12 protein-coding genes are annotated in these 15,546 nt (G+C 32.3%); 3 read left to right on the top strand and 9 right to left on the bottom strand.

Annotation, left to right across the window (positions count from 1 at the left end; all coding sequences use genetic code 11):
- Complete coding sequence (gene glpX, locus A9601_RS13080; RefSeq protein ID WP_011818272.1) at nt 1–1,002, bottom strand: class II fructose-bisphosphatase; 1,002 nt, start codon at nt 1,000–1,002, stop codon at nt 1–3.
- Between the two features lie 187 nt (nt 1,003–1,189).
- Here glpX and rpe point away from each other — a divergent pair, with 187 nt between their 5' ends.
- Complete coding sequence (gene rpe / locus A9601_RS13075) at nt 1,190–1,945, top strand: ribulose-phosphate 3-epimerase (RefSeq protein ID WP_011818271.1); 756 nt, start codon at nt 1,190–1,192, stop codon at nt 1,943–1,945.
- 25 nt (nt 1,946–1,970) lie between these two features.
- Here rpe and ccsB read toward each other — a convergent pair whose 3' ends face one another.
- From ccsB to A9601_RS13050, 5 genes are all read right to left on the bottom strand, one after another.
- On the bottom strand, nt 1,971–2,900 hold the full coding sequence (gene ccsB / locus A9601_RS13070) for a c-type cytochrome biogenesis protein CcsB (protein WP_011818270.1): 930 nt from the start codon (nt 2,898–2,900) through the stop codon (nt 1,971–1,973).
- Between the two features lie 114 nt (nt 2,901–3,014).
- Nucleotides 3,015–3,743 carry an LPS export ABC transporter ATP-binding protein gene (gene lptB / locus A9601_RS13065; protein ID WP_011818269.1) on the bottom strand — a complete coding sequence of 243 codons (729 nt, stop codon included), beginning with the start codon at nt 3,741–3,743 and terminating at the stop codon, nt 3,015–3,017.
- 100 nt (nt 3,744–3,843) lie between these two features.
- Nucleotides 3,844–4,212, bottom strand: a complete 369-nt coding sequence (locus A9601_RS13060; protein WP_011818268.1) for a DUF309 domain-containing protein — start codon at nt 4,210–4,212, stop codon at nt 3,844–3,846.
- A gap of 11 nt (nt 4,213–4,223) precedes the next feature.
- Complete coding sequence (gene typA / locus A9601_RS13055) at nt 4,224–6,020, bottom strand: translational GTPase TypA (RefSeq protein WP_011818267.1); 1,797 nt, start codon at nt 6,018–6,020, stop codon at nt 4,224–4,226.
- 129 nt (nt 6,021–6,149) lie between these two features.
- Entirely contained in the window at nt 6,150–6,863 is a 714-nt protein-coding gene (locus tag A9601_RS13050; protein WP_011818266.1) for a M15 family metallopeptidase, read from the bottom strand.
- A gap of 113 nt (nt 6,864–6,976) precedes the next feature.
- On the opposite strand from A9601_RS13050, the gene chlP reads away from it, so the two are divergent.
- Nucleotides 6,977–8,317: a geranylgeranyl reductase gene (chlP, locus tag A9601_RS13045; RefSeq protein ID WP_011818265.1), complete on the top strand. Its 1,341-nt coding sequence runs from the start codon at nt 6,977–6,979 to the stop codon at nt 8,315–8,317.
- On the opposite strand, the gene glyS is transcribed toward chlP, so the two are convergent.
- The gene (gene glyS / locus A9601_RS13040; RefSeq protein ID WP_011818264.1) at nt 8,298–10,460 is read right to left on the bottom strand and encodes a glycine--tRNA ligase subunit beta; all 2,163 of its coding nucleotides are present in this window, start codon (nt 10,458–10,460) and stop codon (nt 8,298–8,300) included. The two genes, chlP and glyS, sit on opposite strands and share 20 nt — an antisense overlap.
- A gap of 87 nt (nt 10,461–10,547) precedes the next feature.
- On the opposite strand from glyS, the gene A9601_RS13035 reads away from it, so the two are divergent.
- Nucleotides 10,548–12,335: an NADPH-dependent assimilatory sulfite reductase hemoprotein subunit gene (locus A9601_RS13035; RefSeq protein ID WP_011818263.1), complete on the top strand. Its 1,788-nt coding sequence runs from the start codon at nt 10,548–10,550 to the stop codon at nt 12,333–12,335.
- Nucleotides 12,336–12,338: 3 nt separating this feature from the next.
- Here the strand turns inward: A9601_RS13035 and A9601_RS18880 are convergent, their stop codons facing one another.
- Together A9601_RS18880 and recG are read right to left on the bottom strand one after the other, a co-directional pair.
- The gene (locus A9601_RS18880) at nt 12,339–12,692 is read right to left on the bottom strand and encodes a M15 family metallopeptidase (RefSeq protein ID WP_225866273.1); all 354 of its coding nucleotides are present in this window, start codon (nt 12,690–12,692) and stop codon (nt 12,339–12,341) included.
- A gap of 386 nt (nt 12,693–13,078) precedes the next feature.
- On the bottom strand, nt 13,079–15,526 hold the full coding sequence (gene recG, locus A9601_RS13025) for an ATP-dependent DNA helicase RecG (protein ID WP_011818262.1): 2,448 nt from the start codon (nt 15,524–15,526) through the stop codon (nt 13,079–13,081).
- Nucleotides 15,527–15,546 lie beyond the last annotated feature (20 nt).

The raw sequence follows: 15,546 nt of genomic DNA, 5'->3' as shown, positions 1-15,546 counted from the left end.
TTAAAGGCTGATACTCTTAGCACCATCTTTTATATGGACAGTATTTGTGAACCTTGCAGTACTATCTAATGTACTAATAACCAAACTACTTGTTCTAACACAATCCCTTTCAAATTTAACTCCGTCAAATAGTAATCCATCAGTTATTCCACTTCCAGCGAAAACAACATTTTCTCCCGATGCCAATTCATTAGCTTCATAAATTTTATCTATATCGGTTATGCCCATTTCATTAAGACGTTTTATATTTCCTTCTTTTGTGTAATCAGCCCATTCAGAAGTTTGAGCGATTGCTGGATCATAAACTAGTTGTCCTTGAAAGTGTCCGCCAAGAGCTCTCATTGCAGCAGCTGAAATAACACCCTCTGGAGCTGCACCAATACCCATCAAGCAATGTGTTCCAATTCCTGCAAAACCACATGCAATCGCAGCTTGAACATCACCATCAGAAATCGGTTGAACTTTAGCACCACATCCTCGAATCTCTTTAATTAAATCTTTATGCCTAGTTCTATCCATTACAACAACAGTAAGCTCATCAATAGAAAGACCCAAGCAATCACTTAGTATCTTCAAGTTTTCAGTCGCTGAATTTCTAATATCTACTTTACCTTTGGCTGCAGGAGGCGCTGCTAATTTGTTCATGTAAAAATCAGGAGCATTGAAAAGACCACCCGTATCAGAGGCAGCTAAAACAGCCATAGATCCTCTTTGATTATTCGCACAAAGATTAGTTCCTTCACAAGGATCTACTGCAAAGTCGACCCCTGGACCACTTCCACTTCCAACCTCTTCACCTATATAAAGCATAGGTGCTTCATCTCTTTCACCTTCTCCAATAACAATTTTCCCTTTCATTTCAATTTTGCCCATTCGCAATCTCATTGCCTCGACTGCTGCAGCATCAGCTTCATCTTTTTGACCAAGTCCTGTTAGTTTTGCTGAGGCAATAGCAGCTTGCTCGACAACTTCGAGAATTTCTTGAATTAAAGTTTGATTCACAATTAAATTTTGAGGATTTTCTAAAAGGTTTTGAGTATGATCTCATAAAAAATGACATTTTTTATGAGAATTATTATGCTAGTAAGCTTTTTTTAACTCTTTACAGCTGTTACTTTATCAGGCCGTGACTTGAAATTAGGAATAAACAACTAAATATAGTATCTTTATTAAATATTTTAAAATTTAAATGACTGAGTCAAATCAAGAAAATTTAACTGGTGCTAATAGACCAATTCAAATAATTCCTTCAGTTTTACCAGCAGATTGGGCAAATATGGGGGCATGTGTGAAAGAGCTCGAGGAGGCTGGAGTAGATAGAATTCAATTTGATGTAATGGATGGAAATTTCGTGCCAAATCTTACATTTGGTCCTGAAATGATTTCCGCATGCCGGAAATATTGCAATGTCCCTTTTGAAACTCAATTAATGGTGAGCCAATATAACTGTGAAACCATGCTTGAATCTTATGTAAAAGCCACAAAAGGGCCGAATGGTGAACCTGGAGTAGTAATAGCTCATGCCGAAGCAAATATTCATTTGCATAGAGTTCTCGGAAGAATAAGAGATTTAGGAGGATCTCCTTCTGTTGCATTAAACCCTCATACCCCTTTTGAAATGATTAAAAACATAATGGATATGGTTGATCATGTTTTGGTTATGACAGTTAATCCAGGCTTTGGAGGACAAGCTTATATACCAACAATGCTTAATAAAATCAGAGAGATAAGAAACTTTATTATCGAAAAAAACTTAGATGTCGACATTGAAGTTGATGGGGGGATAAAAGCAAATTGGACCATTTCACAATGTGCCGATGCTGGTGCCAATTGTTTTATTGCAGGTAGTGGAATGTTTGCTTACCCAACATTAAAAGAAGGATGTGATGACTTAAGAAAAGTTGCACAAGAAGCGCAAAAGGGGAATGTTCTTTCAGAGCCTTAATCAATAAGGGTTGGTGATTTCTTAATCACCCAAATATCCATCCATAACTATGTAACCCTATTCCTAAAAAATTAACTCCTAAATAACAAACTAAAACAACTAAAAAGCCTGTAGATGCTAATAATGCTGGTTTGCGTCCTTGCCAACCCTTACTAATTCTCATATGCAGATAAGCCGCATAAAACAACCATGATATAAATGCCCATGTTTCTTTTGGATCCCAACTCCACCATGTGCCCCAAGCCTCATTAGCCCAAACTGCACCTGAAATTAAACCGAGAGTCAAAAGAACAAAACCTACTAATATAGAACGATAACTTAATGTATCTAATTCTTCTGAATGAGAAAATTCAATAGGTTCAACTAAATCATTTACAGGATAGCTATTTGAAAGTTTAAATCCTCCTATACCTGTAGAACTACTTCTGATTTGAAGCGGCTTATTTTTATTAATAAACAAAACGGACATTGAAAGTAAAGAACCTATTATTAATGCTGCATAACTAAGCATTACCACGCTAACATGCATAACTAACCAACTAGACCTTAAAGCTGGAACTAAGTTGGATGATAATTTCAAATCCTCAGGTAAAACGAAACAAGCAAAAGCCACCGTCAGTAACTCAATAGGTATGGCAATTGAGGGAATTATTGGAGCTTGGTATTCTCTTTCAACCAATAGTTGACCTAATGTGATACCCCAAGTAAGGAAATAGAGAGATTCATACAAATTGCTAATAGGAAAATGTCCAGAAATTGACCACCTAAAAAGTAATTGTAATGTTATTAATAAGTTCACTAAAATCGTAATAAGTCTTACCGCAGAAGAAGACTTTTTTTTAAAAACTGCACCCAAAGAAATCGGCAAGTTAATTAATAAAAAATAAAAAACTAAAAGACCTAAAACTGAAACCGGTTCATATATTAAATTTTTAAAAAAATTATCTAGTATCATTTCTAGAAATTTCTCAAGTTTTAATATTCAATGACAAACAAATAATAATTAAAATCATTCTTATATGAGTAAATCTTTAATAATAAAGTTTTAATTTATTTTTTAAAAAGCATTTCAAAGTCTGAAATTATCTCCAAGATAATACTTCTTGACTATTGGATTATCAGCCAATTCAGTTGATGAACCGTTAGCTAAAATTTTTCCTTCACTTAATACATATGATTTATTAGTAATAAGAAGGGTTTCCCTCACATTATGGTCTGTAATGAGAATCCCCACCCCATCACTACTTAATTTAAGAATTAGTTTCTTTAGATCATTCACAGCTAAAGGATCGATCCCAGCAAAAGGTTCGTCTAATAACAAATATTTAGGTCCTTTTCTGCCTACAGTGAGAGCTCTAGCTATCTCACACCTCCTCCTCTCTCCTCCTGAAAGTTGATAACCATAATTTTCTACAAAGTTGTTCAAATTAAATTCATTAATTAATTGTTCTCTTCTATTTCTTATCGCTGCTCTACTATAGGATGAATTTTGTAAAGCCAAATCTATATTATCCTTAACAGTGAGGTCTCTAAATATACTCGCTTCTTGAGTTAAGTACCCTAACCCAAGTCTTGATCTAATCGGAAGAGGAAGATTGGTTATATTTTTCCCATTCATTAAAATTTGACCTTTATCTGGTTTTATATTCCCAACTGCAAGATTAAAAGTTGTAGTTTTCCCAGCACCATTAGGCCCCATCAAACCTACAACCTCCCCTGGATTAACAGTTATGGAAACATCATTTACTATTAATCTTCCTTTAATTGAAAGCGATACATTATGAATCTTTAGGTTCATTTTTCTTGAGATCGATTAGTTTTCTTGTTTTCTTGAAAAAAAATGGGATAGAAAATAATATTTATTCAAGATAAAGATATTTTCATAATATTCAAATTTATCAAAGAGGTTTCAAAAAAGGCTTATCGTTCTCACTTAATTGCTCTTTATATTGCAATTTCCTCAATAAATCTTCCAAACTTAGGCAGAATGATTCAAGATCAATTCCTAAATTAATCTTAGTTCTAGTTTTTATTCTACCTAAACCCTCTCCAAGCAGAATAGTAGCTCCATTTAAATTACCCTTACTTAAGTGAAACTGAGAAACAGATACTTGTAAAATTCCCTGGATAACTTGTCTTTCATCACCATCAACGGAATTCCATATTTCTTCAAAAGCATCATGGGCCTCATACCATTCATGATTGTTAAAAAGATTTAAAGCATTAAAAAGAGAATCTTTTAAACTTTTTGCACTTTCTTCGTTCATGAAGCTAATTATTAATTTCTTTTCTTTTTATTTATTTTTCTCATTCTTATTGAATCTGGTGTTACCTCAAGCATTTCATCTGGACCAATATATTCGAGTGCTCTTTCAAGGGTAATGTCAACAGGTGACTGCAAAGTATCAAGTTCTTCTGCCCCTGCAGACCTCATATTAGTCAACTGCTTAGTTTTACATATATTTAACTCAAGATCTTGAGGTCGATTATTCTCTCCAATTATCATTCCCTTATAAACTTTAACTCCAGGTTTAATGAAATAGACTCCCCTATCTTCAGCATTCTTTAATGCATAGAACGTGGCCACACCTTCCTCAAAAGCTATAAGGACTCCATTTCTTCTAGTTTCAAAATCTCCTGTTTTAGGTTTGTATTCATAAAACGAATGACTCATGATACCTTCACCTCTTGTTATCCGGACAAATTCTCCACGAAATCCAATTAGTCCCCTTGATGGCACAAGGAACTCTAATTGGGTTCTCCCATCTGAACTTGTCTGCATATTTTTCATCTCTGCCTTTCTCGATCCAAGTTTTTCTATACAAGAACCAACGGATACTTCAGGCACATCAAGGACCAAAGTCTCTATAGGCTCACATTCAACATTATCAATTTCTCTAAAAATTACTTGAGGTTGTGAGATTTGAAACTCGAACCCTTCTCTTCTCATGGTTTCAATCAAAATACCTAAATGTAATTCTCCTCTTCCTGAAACTGAGAACTTATCGGGAGAATCAGTTTCTTCCACTCTCAAGGCAACATTTGTTAAAAGTTCCCTCTCCAATCTATTTTTTAATTGTCTACTAGTAACAAATTTCCCTTCCTTACCCGCAAATGGTGAATCATTTACAACAAAAGTCATATTTAAGGTAGGTTCATCTACTTTGATTAATGGAAGAGGATGAGGAGAGTCGGGACATGCTATGGTCTCACCAATATTGACGTCATCGAAACCAGAAACAGCAACAATATCACCTGCAAATGCTTCATTTATATCAATTCTTTGTAATCCTTCAAATCCTAAAAGTTTACTAACCTTACCTTTAATAGTTTTTCCGTTTTCCTTTATTAAACTAGCCTGTTGGCCATTTTTTATAGTCCCGTTGTGGATCTTTCCGATTACTATTCTGCCTAAGAAATCAGAATAGTCCAAAGTAGTTATTTGTAGCTGAAGAGGCTTATTAGAGTCACCTACTGGAGGAGGAACGTGTCTGATAATAGCTTCAAAAAGAGGCATCATATTGTCACTATTAGATTCCATCTCTTCTTTTGCAAAACCAGATAATCCACTCCCAAAAAGATAAGGGAAATCACATTGATCATCATCAGCTCCTAACTCCAAAAACAAATCAAGGACCTTATCAATTGCTATTTCTGGTACTACTCGTGGTCTATCAATTTTATTTACAAAGACGATAGGTCTAAGTCCTTTTTCTAATGCTTTTTTTAAAACAAATCTTGTTTGAGGCATAGGTCCCTCATTTGCATCAACAATAAGCAGACAACCATCCACCATTCCCAAAACCCTTTCAACTTCTCCTCCAAAATCAGCATGTCCAGGTGTATCTATAATATTAATTCTGGTGTCTTTGTAGTTAACTGCAGTATTTTTTGAGAGTATTGTTATCCCCCTTTCTCTCTCAAGATCATTTGAATCCATTACACATGTAGGTATAACTTCATTGTCTCTAAATATTCCTGATTGAGATAACAATGCATCTACAAGCGTTGTCTTCCCATGATCTACGTGAGCAATAATTGCAACATTTCTAATTTCTTTTATCGAAGATGACATTTATAGAATTTATATAAATAGTAGATTGGCTTTATTAAGGCTAACTCAAAGTATGCTTATTATGAGAATTTTCTCTTTAAGACTTTGAAAAATATAATCTAATTGAATAATTAAATCAATCAATTAGGTTTATAATTTTCTATTAGCGCTTTCAAAAACTTTTAATGCTTCAATTGACCCCTCATATCTCCAATGCCAGGGTTCGTAATCTATATATTTATTATCTTTGTTGAACGATAACTTAAAGTGAAACTTAGCTGCATTTTTTTTGAGCCATCTAAAGGCGTCAGTATTTTCGAAGTCGGTTTCAAAGTCTGTCTCTCTTTGAGTAGCATCACCAATATCGATTGCGAAACCTGTACTATGTTCAGAATATCCAGGAGGGGCTGAAACTCTAGCTCTTTCTGCCGCTTCTTGATTTCTAATAGATTTTAAAGAATAAAAAATATCGTTTTGCAAATTTATTGATCTATAACCACTTAAGAAGACCAAATATATCCCATCCTTTTTGGCTTCTTCTCTCATTTTTAGTAGAGAATCGCGCATATCCATATGGACTTCAATATTAGGCTCAATTAAAACTAGTTTCTCTTTAGGAGTTTCCTCATAGGGAAGATGGCCCAGTATTCTGGCATTATGATTTCTTTTAACCTCAAATTTGAGATTACTGAGAGGTATTAATTCTACATTTCTAATAAATCGCAATGCAGCGATAGAAAATATAAGGAAAAGAAATGGAGAAAATATTAATAATTTTTTTAATAATGTTGAATTTGGGTTGTTTAAGTAAGTTCTTTTGGCAAGTGGTATATCAATTTGATCGATATCTTTGTTTAGTTCCAATATTTAGAAGTGAATTTGGAAAAGATATTTCGATATTAACTATTATTTTAAGAAATGCACTTTTATAAGCAAAAAAGATGTAGTTTTTATATACAGTATTATTTTTTTTTCATATGTTGAGGGTAGCTGTTATTGGTGGAGGTCCAAGTGGTTCATGTGCGGCAGAAATACTAGCTAAAGCTGGAATAAAAACTTGGCTCTTCGAGAGAAAATTAGATAATGCAAAACCATGCGGAGGAGCAATTCCACTTTGCATGGTGGAAGAATTTGATTTACCTGAGTCAATTATTGATAGAAAAGTAAGGCATATGAGAATGATATCCCCATCAAATAGAGAGGTAGATATTAGCTTAGATAGAGTTTATGGGAAAAGTGATAATGAGTTTATTGGGATGTGTAGAAGAGAAGTTATGGATGCCTTTATGCGCAATAGAGCGTCAGATCTTGGTGCTACTTTAATAAATGGATTAGTTACTTCAATTGATACTGGCGATAATAATCAAGGGCCATATAAGCTTTCCTACTCAGATTTCACCAATGGAGATAAAAAAGGGGAACTCAAAGAGCTTACTGTTGACCTTTTAATCGGAGCTGATGGAGCCAATAGCAGAGTAGCAAAAGCAATGGATGCAGGAGATTACAAAGTTGCCATTGCATTTCAGGAAAGAATTAAATTGCCTAAAGAAGAAATGGGTTACTACGAAGATCTTGCTGAAATGTATGTTGGAACAGATGTTTCTCCTGATTTTTATGGGTGGGTATTTCCTAAATATGATCATGTGGCTGTGGGCACAGGAACCATGCAGAAGAATCAGTCATTAATTAAAGGACTTCAAGAGGGTGTAAGAAATAGAGCAAAGAAAAGACTTGTTAATGGTGAAGTAATAAAGGTAGAAGCTCACCCTATTCCAGAGCATCCAAGGCCAAGAAGGGTAGTTGGGAGAATGGCATTGGTTGGTGATGCAGCTGGTTATGTTACAAAAAGTTCTGGAGAGGGTATTTATTTTGCTGCAAAAAGCGGAAGAATGTGTGCTGAAGAAATTGTTGAAGCATCAAAAAATGGTCAAGTAATTCCATCAGAAAAAGATTTAAAAAACTATCTTAAAAAATGGGATAAAAAATATGGCACAACTTATAAGGTGCTAGAAATCCTTCAAAATATTTTCTACAGAAATGATTCTGCTAGAGAAGCCTTTGTTGAGATGTGTGATGACATGGATGTTCAAAGACTTACTTTTGATAGTTACTTATACAAAAGAGTTGTCTCTATGAAACCATTACAGCAACTTAAAATTACGATGCTTACACTTGGTTCGATTTTAAGAGGGAAAGCCCTAGCGCCTCTAAAATATAAACCTGTTGATAGTGCTGTTAGGGAAAATAAAGAGGTAGAAAAAATGCTAGAAAATTATTCAATAAAGGGAGGGATTAAAGTTAAGAGTTCAAAAGTGTAAAGTCGGCAATTTTTAAAGAATAGTTTCTAATTAAGCTCAACAAATTGAGTCTATTATTTCTTATTTTTAAATCCTCTGACATTATTAGGACTCCCTTTTCGTTATCAAATAAATCCTCGATAGTGTTTACATTAATCTCAAACAAATTTAGAAGTTCCAAATAATTGGAATAACCTTCTGAAAAAAGTTTTTCTAATTCGCCAATAAATTCAAAAACTTTGAATTCACAATCTTTTTCAAAAAGTTTTGTATTTACATAATCTCTTGTTGAGAGAACGTCTCTGGAAATATCACTTTTATTTGCTAATTTGCTTACCCTAGTAATTACCTTCTGTATTTCAACAAAATTATCTTTTTTATTAAATTTGATAATAGAATTAACCCTATTTTTAAGATCAACAATATTCAATACTCTTTTTTGAGATAATTCATCAGAAGAGCAAACGGCCTTTATTAATTCTTTACTTAGTGATATTTCTTCTAGATGACTAACAATTCTTTGAACTAAAAATTCATTTAAATCATTAAATACTGTTACTCTTGAGAAGTTTAAATTCGGAAATACGATTTTCCAAAAATCAATAAGTTCGTTGAATAATTTATCTAAAGGCAAATCAAGTTCATAATCCCAAATTATTTTAATCACTCCATTCAAATTTCTTCTTAAAGCATAGGGATCAGATGATCCACTTGGGCGCTTACCAGAAATAAAAATACTAATTAAAGTTTCGACCTTATCTGCTATAGAAACTATTGCACCATATTTTGTGGAGGGCAAAGCATCCTTATAAAAAGAAGGTAAATAATGTTCCGCGACAGCCAGGCAAACATCCTCACTAAATCCCTCATATTTAAGATATTTACCACCCATTATTCCTTGCAGCTCAGGGAATTCGAAAACAATTTCACTACATAAGTCGTTTTTACAGTATTTAGCAGCTTCTATTATCTTTTTTTCTTCTAAAGACTTATCATTTAAAAATTTAAGAATTTTTTTAGTAACTTCCTCTATCCTCTCTACCCTCTGAAATATATTTCCAAGTCCTTTCAAATATGAAACAGATTTAAGCTTTTCATTTCTTTTGATTGAAGCAACTTTTTTGTCACTTTCTACGAAAAACTTTGCATCTGAAAACCTTGCCTTTAAAACTTTCTCATTCCCTTTGGCAATATTATTATTTGATTCTTCAAGACCATTTGAAATAACACAGAAAGTTGTACTAATATTTTTTTCAGAGCTTAAATCTAGTTTAGAAAAACTTTTGTTTTTCAATAAAAGAGGAACGTATCTCTGATGACTTTTCATGACTGTTGAAAGAACTTCAACCGGAAGCTCAAGAAATTCATCACTAAATTTGCCAATAATTAAGTCTGGCCATTCAACCAAATCAGTTAGTTCATTTAATAACCCTTCTGAAAGGTCAGGTTTCAAATTTAAAGATTTAGATGCCTGATTTATTAAACTTTCAATTTTTTCTTTTCTTTCTTTTCGAATAGCTATTACTCTATTTCGTTTCAATAATTCAAAAAAATCATCCGGATTCTGAAGTTCTAAAACTTCATTGATTAGCCTATGACTTTTTGTTTTATTATTTATTTTAATCTTTGGATCACATTCATCAAATTCAAAATCAAGAATTTCATCATTATAAATTGAGGCAATCCACCTAATAGGTCTTGAAAATTTCATGTTCCCGGCCCCCCACTTCATAAATCGAGGGCCTTGAAGACTCTTTACTAATTTTGGGATAATCGAAGACAAAGAAATTTTTGTTGATAGTCCTTTCTCAATTTTCTTTCCAAATACAAAATCACCCTTTTCTGTCTTTTTTATTTCTAGCTCACCAACATCTATACCTAAGCTATTAGCAAATCCTAAAGCAGCATTAGTAGGACATCCATTTAAATAAGCTGAATTTGCTTTAGGCCCTTTTCTTTCTATTATCTTATCTTCTGCATAATCAACTAAACCTTCGAGAAGTAGAACTATTCTCCTTGGTGTTGAGGTAACAACTATATGTTCGAATTTGATTAACTTTTTATCCAATTCAAATTCTATTAGAGATTTAAATTGCTCTAGAACAGCATGAGAAAAATTTGCGGGCAACTCTTCTGTTCCTATCTCAAGTAAATATTTAGACAAGAAAAAAATATGACTTCACTTACTATAATTTACTACCAGTTAAATAAGCTTTTCGCTAATGTATAAAAAGAGATATGTTTTGGTCCTTTGATCAAGGTTGAGAAAGTAAAAAAGAAAAAAGATTCTGCAAAGGAAGAGACCGTTTGTTTAGCAAATGGACTAGAAGTCTCTAAATTTGAAAATTTCAAAAAAAGTAGCCAATTTCTTAAAGAACCACTTGCTACAGAATTAGTCAATGAAAGTGATCATTTTACTAATGATGCAGTTCAGTTATTAAAATTTCACGGTAGTTATCAACAAGATAACAGGGAAAATAGAAGGCCTGGCAAAAGTAAAGATTGGCAAATGATGCTTAGGTTAAGAAACCCAGGAGGTGAAGTCCCTGGGAAATTATTTTTAGCATTAGATGAATTATCTGACAAATTAGGTAATGGAACACTTAGGGCCACTACAAGACAAGCCTTTCAAATGCACGGAATCAGAAAGGAGAATCTAAAGGAAGTAATTAAAACAATAGTAAATTCAATGGGTTCCACATTAGCTGCATGTGGAGACATTAATAGAAACGTTATGGCCCCTGCGGCTCCATTTGATTCGCCAGACTATAACATTGCAAGAGCATTAGCAAAAAAAGTTGCAGATCTTCTCACCCCAATGGCTGGCCAAGGCACTTTTTTAGAGCTTTGGGCTGATGGAGATTTAGAGTACACCATAAAGCCCGACAAAGATATTGAAGCAATTAGGAAGCTCCAATTCAAAGATAATGTTTTTAGTGGGATAAAAGATGAGCCTCTTTATGGTTCAACTTATTTACCGAGAAAATTCAAATGTGCCGTGACAGTTCCTGGTGACAATTCTGTTGATCTTCTTACCAATGACATAGGAATAGTTGCCTTTACTTCTAAAAATGGAAACTTAGAAGGGTGCAACTTCTATGTTGGAGGTGGTATGGGTCGCACACATAATAATGAGGAGACCTTTGCCAGAATTGCAGATCCACTTGGATATGTTGAAGAACCTGATGTTTATGAATTAATACAAAGCATTGTGGCTATTCAAAGAGATTATGGTGATAGGAAATCAAGAAAAAATTCTAGAATGAAATATCTTCTTCATAGAAAAGGTATTAAATGGTTCAAAAAGATACTTTCTGATAAGTATTTCAAAAAAGAAATTAAAAAAATCAGAAAAGAACCTGATAATGTTCTTATTGATTACCTTGGTTGGCATAAACAAAATAAAACCTCCTATTTCGTAGGTTTACCATTATTATCAGGGAGATTATCTGGAGAGAAGAAGAATACCATCACAACTATTGTTAAAAAATATAATTTAGATTTAAGACTCACACCTAATCAAGATATTTTACTTTGTAATATCGCCAATGAAAACAAAGGTGAAATTCAAAAATCTCTATCAAAAATTGGATACGAAAATTTAGAAAACATTAATGAAATACAAAGACACGCTTTAGCTTGTCCTGCTTTACCACTTTGTGGCCTTGCAATGACTGAAGCTGAAAGAATATTACCTGATGTATTAAAAAGGATTGAAAATTTACTATTAGATCTAAAAATACAAAAGACAATATTATTCAGAATGACAGGATGTCCGAATGGATGTACTAGGCCTTATATGGCTGAATTAGCACTGGTTGGAAGTGGTCAAAACAAATACCAACTATGGTTGGGAGGAAGTAAAAATCTACAGAGGCTTGCTAAACCATTTTTACAAAGAATGGAACTTAACGATTTAGAAAAAACTCTTCAACCATTATTTAATAATTGGAAGAGTAATTTGGATTTGGATTTCGGGGATTTTATAAATACTCAAGATGAAAATTATATATTTAATTTACTAAATAAAAATCAATAGAATTTAAATTTTTCCATAAAGGGCATTTGCTTTTTTATTTTTCCAAGCCCATAATTGATCACCATAACTAAAATGCCACCATTCATTAGGATGTTGAGCAAATCCGAATTTAGTCATAATTTCCCTTAATAAATTTCTTCTACTATTCCAAATAATTGCTTCTTCATTCTTTATGTTTGCAAAAAAATAAGGATTTGAGGTCTCATCCATTTGATCAACCATGCTACCCATTTCAACAAGATTTCCTTCTTTATCTGATAAACAAACATCCAATGCACCCCCAGTTGAATGAGGGGGAGGACACCTAGTGTCATAAGAAGGATATGCCCAAAATTTTTCAACTTTTTTAAAATGGATGGATAAGATTTTATGTTTTCAAAAGAAGTATCAATATCGGATTTTTCACACTCCAATAAAAATGCTCTTTTAAACATAAATTCTTGGACTTCTAAAGGTCGCCAACTGTCATAAATCAAAAGGTTAAAACTACTCTTTGATATCAAATAATCATTTACTTTTACTAATCTATTTACAACCTCCTCTCTTAATTTCCAAATAGAAGTTTTATCTTTGTAAGGTGCTCCTAAATGAAAGTAAGGGTGGGGATCTAAAAACTTTAGGCAGCTAGGTATAGCTATTAATTTATCTCCATTATCTTTAATTGGTATTTTATTCCAAACTTTCAATTGAAATTTGCAATTGATTTATAGTGGCATAAATATCAAAAATTACAATGATAGTTTTCAATTTAAGAAATCATGAATGAATTTATTATCAGAATTATCAATAAGTATTTTCCTTAAAACAATATTTTCTTTTAAATCAGGATCATCACTAACAATCTTAATAGCCTCTTCACGGGCCTTATCAATAAGAAATTTATTATTAGGTAAATTGTCCAGTACAAAATCAGGCAATCCAGATTGTCTATATCCTAAAATCTGACCTGGACCTCTAAGCTCCAAGTCTTTTTCAGCAATATAAAAGCCATCATTAGATTTTTGCAAAACACAAAGTCGTTTATTTTCTAATCCATTTTTATCGGGGGTTACCAGATAACAAAAAGATTTGGTTGATCCTCTACCAACTCTCCCCCTTAATTGATGTAGCTGGGACAATCCAAATCTATCCGAATTATAAATAATCATAATTGTGGCGTTAGGGACATCAATACCAACCTCAATTACTGTGGTTGAAACCAATATATTAATTTCATTCTTTAAAAAAGAATTAATTACTTCATTTTTTTCTTGTGAACTTAATTTGCCATGTAATAATCCAACTTTTTTATTAAAAAAGACCTCTTCTGATAAATGTTTGAATGTTTTCTTTGCGGAGCTTAAATTCATTTTTTCTGAATCTTCTATAAGTGGCAAAATAACATAAGCTTGCTTTCCCTTATTGATCTCATCTTCAACAATCTTGAACAAGTTAGTTAAATCGTCTTCTGAAATTATTTTTGTTGTTATTGGAACTCTCCCAGGAGGTAGTTCTGTAATTTGACTCACATCTAAATCACCATAAATAGAAAGCGCAAGAGTTCTTGGAATTGGTGTTGCTGTCATTGATAACAAGTTAGTATTTTCTCCTTTATTTAGTAATCTATTTCTTTGAGTAACTCCAAATCTATGTTGTTCATCAATTACCACCATGCCTAATGCATTAAAGATGACTTTATCCTCAAATAATGCATGAGTACCTACGAGGATATCAACTAATCCATTGTTCAAATTAGAGAAAATTTCTTTTCTCTTTTTTTGAGGAGTATTCCCAGTAAGTAATTCAACAGAAACAAAAAGGGGGTTCAAATATTTTAATAAATTTTTATAATGCTGTTCTGCCAATACCTCAGTTGGGACCATAATTGCACCTTGCAGGTTTTTTTCAATTACAAGCAAAAGAGACGCTATTGCAATTATAGTTTTACCGCTTCCCACATCTCCCTGAAGCAATCTAGACATTGGTACGGGATTAGATAAATCTTTCTTAATTTCATTTAAAACGTTTTCTTGAGATTTTGTTAATTCAAAAGGAAAAGTATCTAAAAATTCTTTTAATAAAGATTTCTTTTGAGGTAATTGTTGGGGATTTACATTTTTTTTCGTCTTTCTTTTTCTAAGTAGGAACTTTATTTGAAGTAGGAATAACTCATCAAAAACCAAACGTTTTTTTGACTCAATAAGTGCCTGTTGAGTTGGTGGAAAATGAATATTAATCAACGACTCTCCTTTTGATAATAAAGATAATGAATCAAGTTGCTTTTTATTTAAAATTTCTGGATATTGCTTTGCATAAATTAGTACCTTTTTCATAAGTTTTATAAAACTCATATTCGATAATGCTTCACCTAATGAATACAAGGGTAATATTTTGCCTGAGAAATTAAAATTATCATTGTTGTCCTTAAGAATTTCAATCTGCGGATCTACAAAAGTTTTGCCATACTCTGTCAATTTAACCTTACCGGAAATTGCTAATTTAGTTCCAGGAGTATACAAAGATTTTTGAGATGTGAAGAAGGAGTAAGATCTAAATCTTTTTCCTAAAAAAAATTTTGTAACCTTTATTGAAGACGTTTCATCAAAAACAACAATATTCATTATTGATAAATTACTATTTTTTTTACTCTTATGAATATAAAACCTTTTAACGTTTGCAATGCACGTGTATAAATTATCTGGTTTTAAATTTATTATCTTTACTCTATTCGTATAGTCTAGATATGTTCTTGGGAAATAATTAATTAGATCTTTTATATGAAATATCCCTAATTCATTAAGCTTATTTTTATAAACTTTTCCTACATTTTTTATTAATGAAATATCTGAATCAATAGACAAACTTGCATCAGCTTTATCCAGAAAAACATTATTATTAGAACTTTCTATTTCTAAGGTTTTACCTAGTTTATAAAGATTTTTTCTTGTATCTATAACTAACCTTTTTCTTTGATTTTCATCTAATTTATTATATTCATTATATTTTTTAGAAAATTCATCAAATATCCTTAAATATTCGCCTGAGAGATTTAGATTATCTAGTTTTTTTAGTGATTCATGCAAATAATCATTAAAATATTTTTCTCTTCCTAAAGTGTTAATAAATTTATTTTCAGTTTCAATAGTAAGAGATTTTTGAAGAGGTCTTATCCAATCTTTAATTAATTTATTATTATTCCCGCTAATAGTCACATTTGAAAAAAGAGTTATTT

This window comes from Prochlorococcus marinus str. AS9601 (genome assembly GCF_000015645.1).
Taxonomy (GTDB): Bacteria; Cyanobacteriota; Cyanobacteriia; order PCC-6307; family Cyanobiaceae; genus Prochlorococcus_A; species Prochlorococcus_A marinus_O.
The sequence above is the reverse complement of the archived record's forward strand: the minus strand, read 5'-3'. Positions and strand labels throughout refer to the sequence as shown.

Bases quoted from the DNA above. Each gene is read 5' to 3' on its own strand.
- chlP (WP_011818265.1), top strand. From the start codon at position 6,977: ATGTTGAGGGTAGCTGTTATTGGTGGAGGTCCAAGTGGTTCATGTGCG.
- ccsB (WP_011818270.1), bottom strand. From the start codon at position 2,900: ATGATACTAGATAATTTTTTTAAAAATTTAATATATGAACCGGTTTCA.
- typA (WP_011818267.1), bottom strand. From the start codon at position 6,020: ATGTCATCTTCGATAAAAGAAATTAGAAATGTTGCAATTATTGCTCAC.
- lptB (WP_011818269.1), bottom strand. From the start codon at position 3,743: ATGAACCTAAAGATTCATAATGTATCGCTTTCAATTAAAGGAAGATTA.
- A9601_RS13060 (WP_011818268.1), bottom strand. From the start codon at position 4,212: ATGAACGAAGAAAGTGCAAAAAGTTTAAAAGATTCTCTTTTTAATGCT.
- rpe (WP_011818271.1), top strand. From the start codon at position 1,190: ATGACTGAGTCAAATCAAGAAAATTTAACTGGTGCTAATAGACCAATT.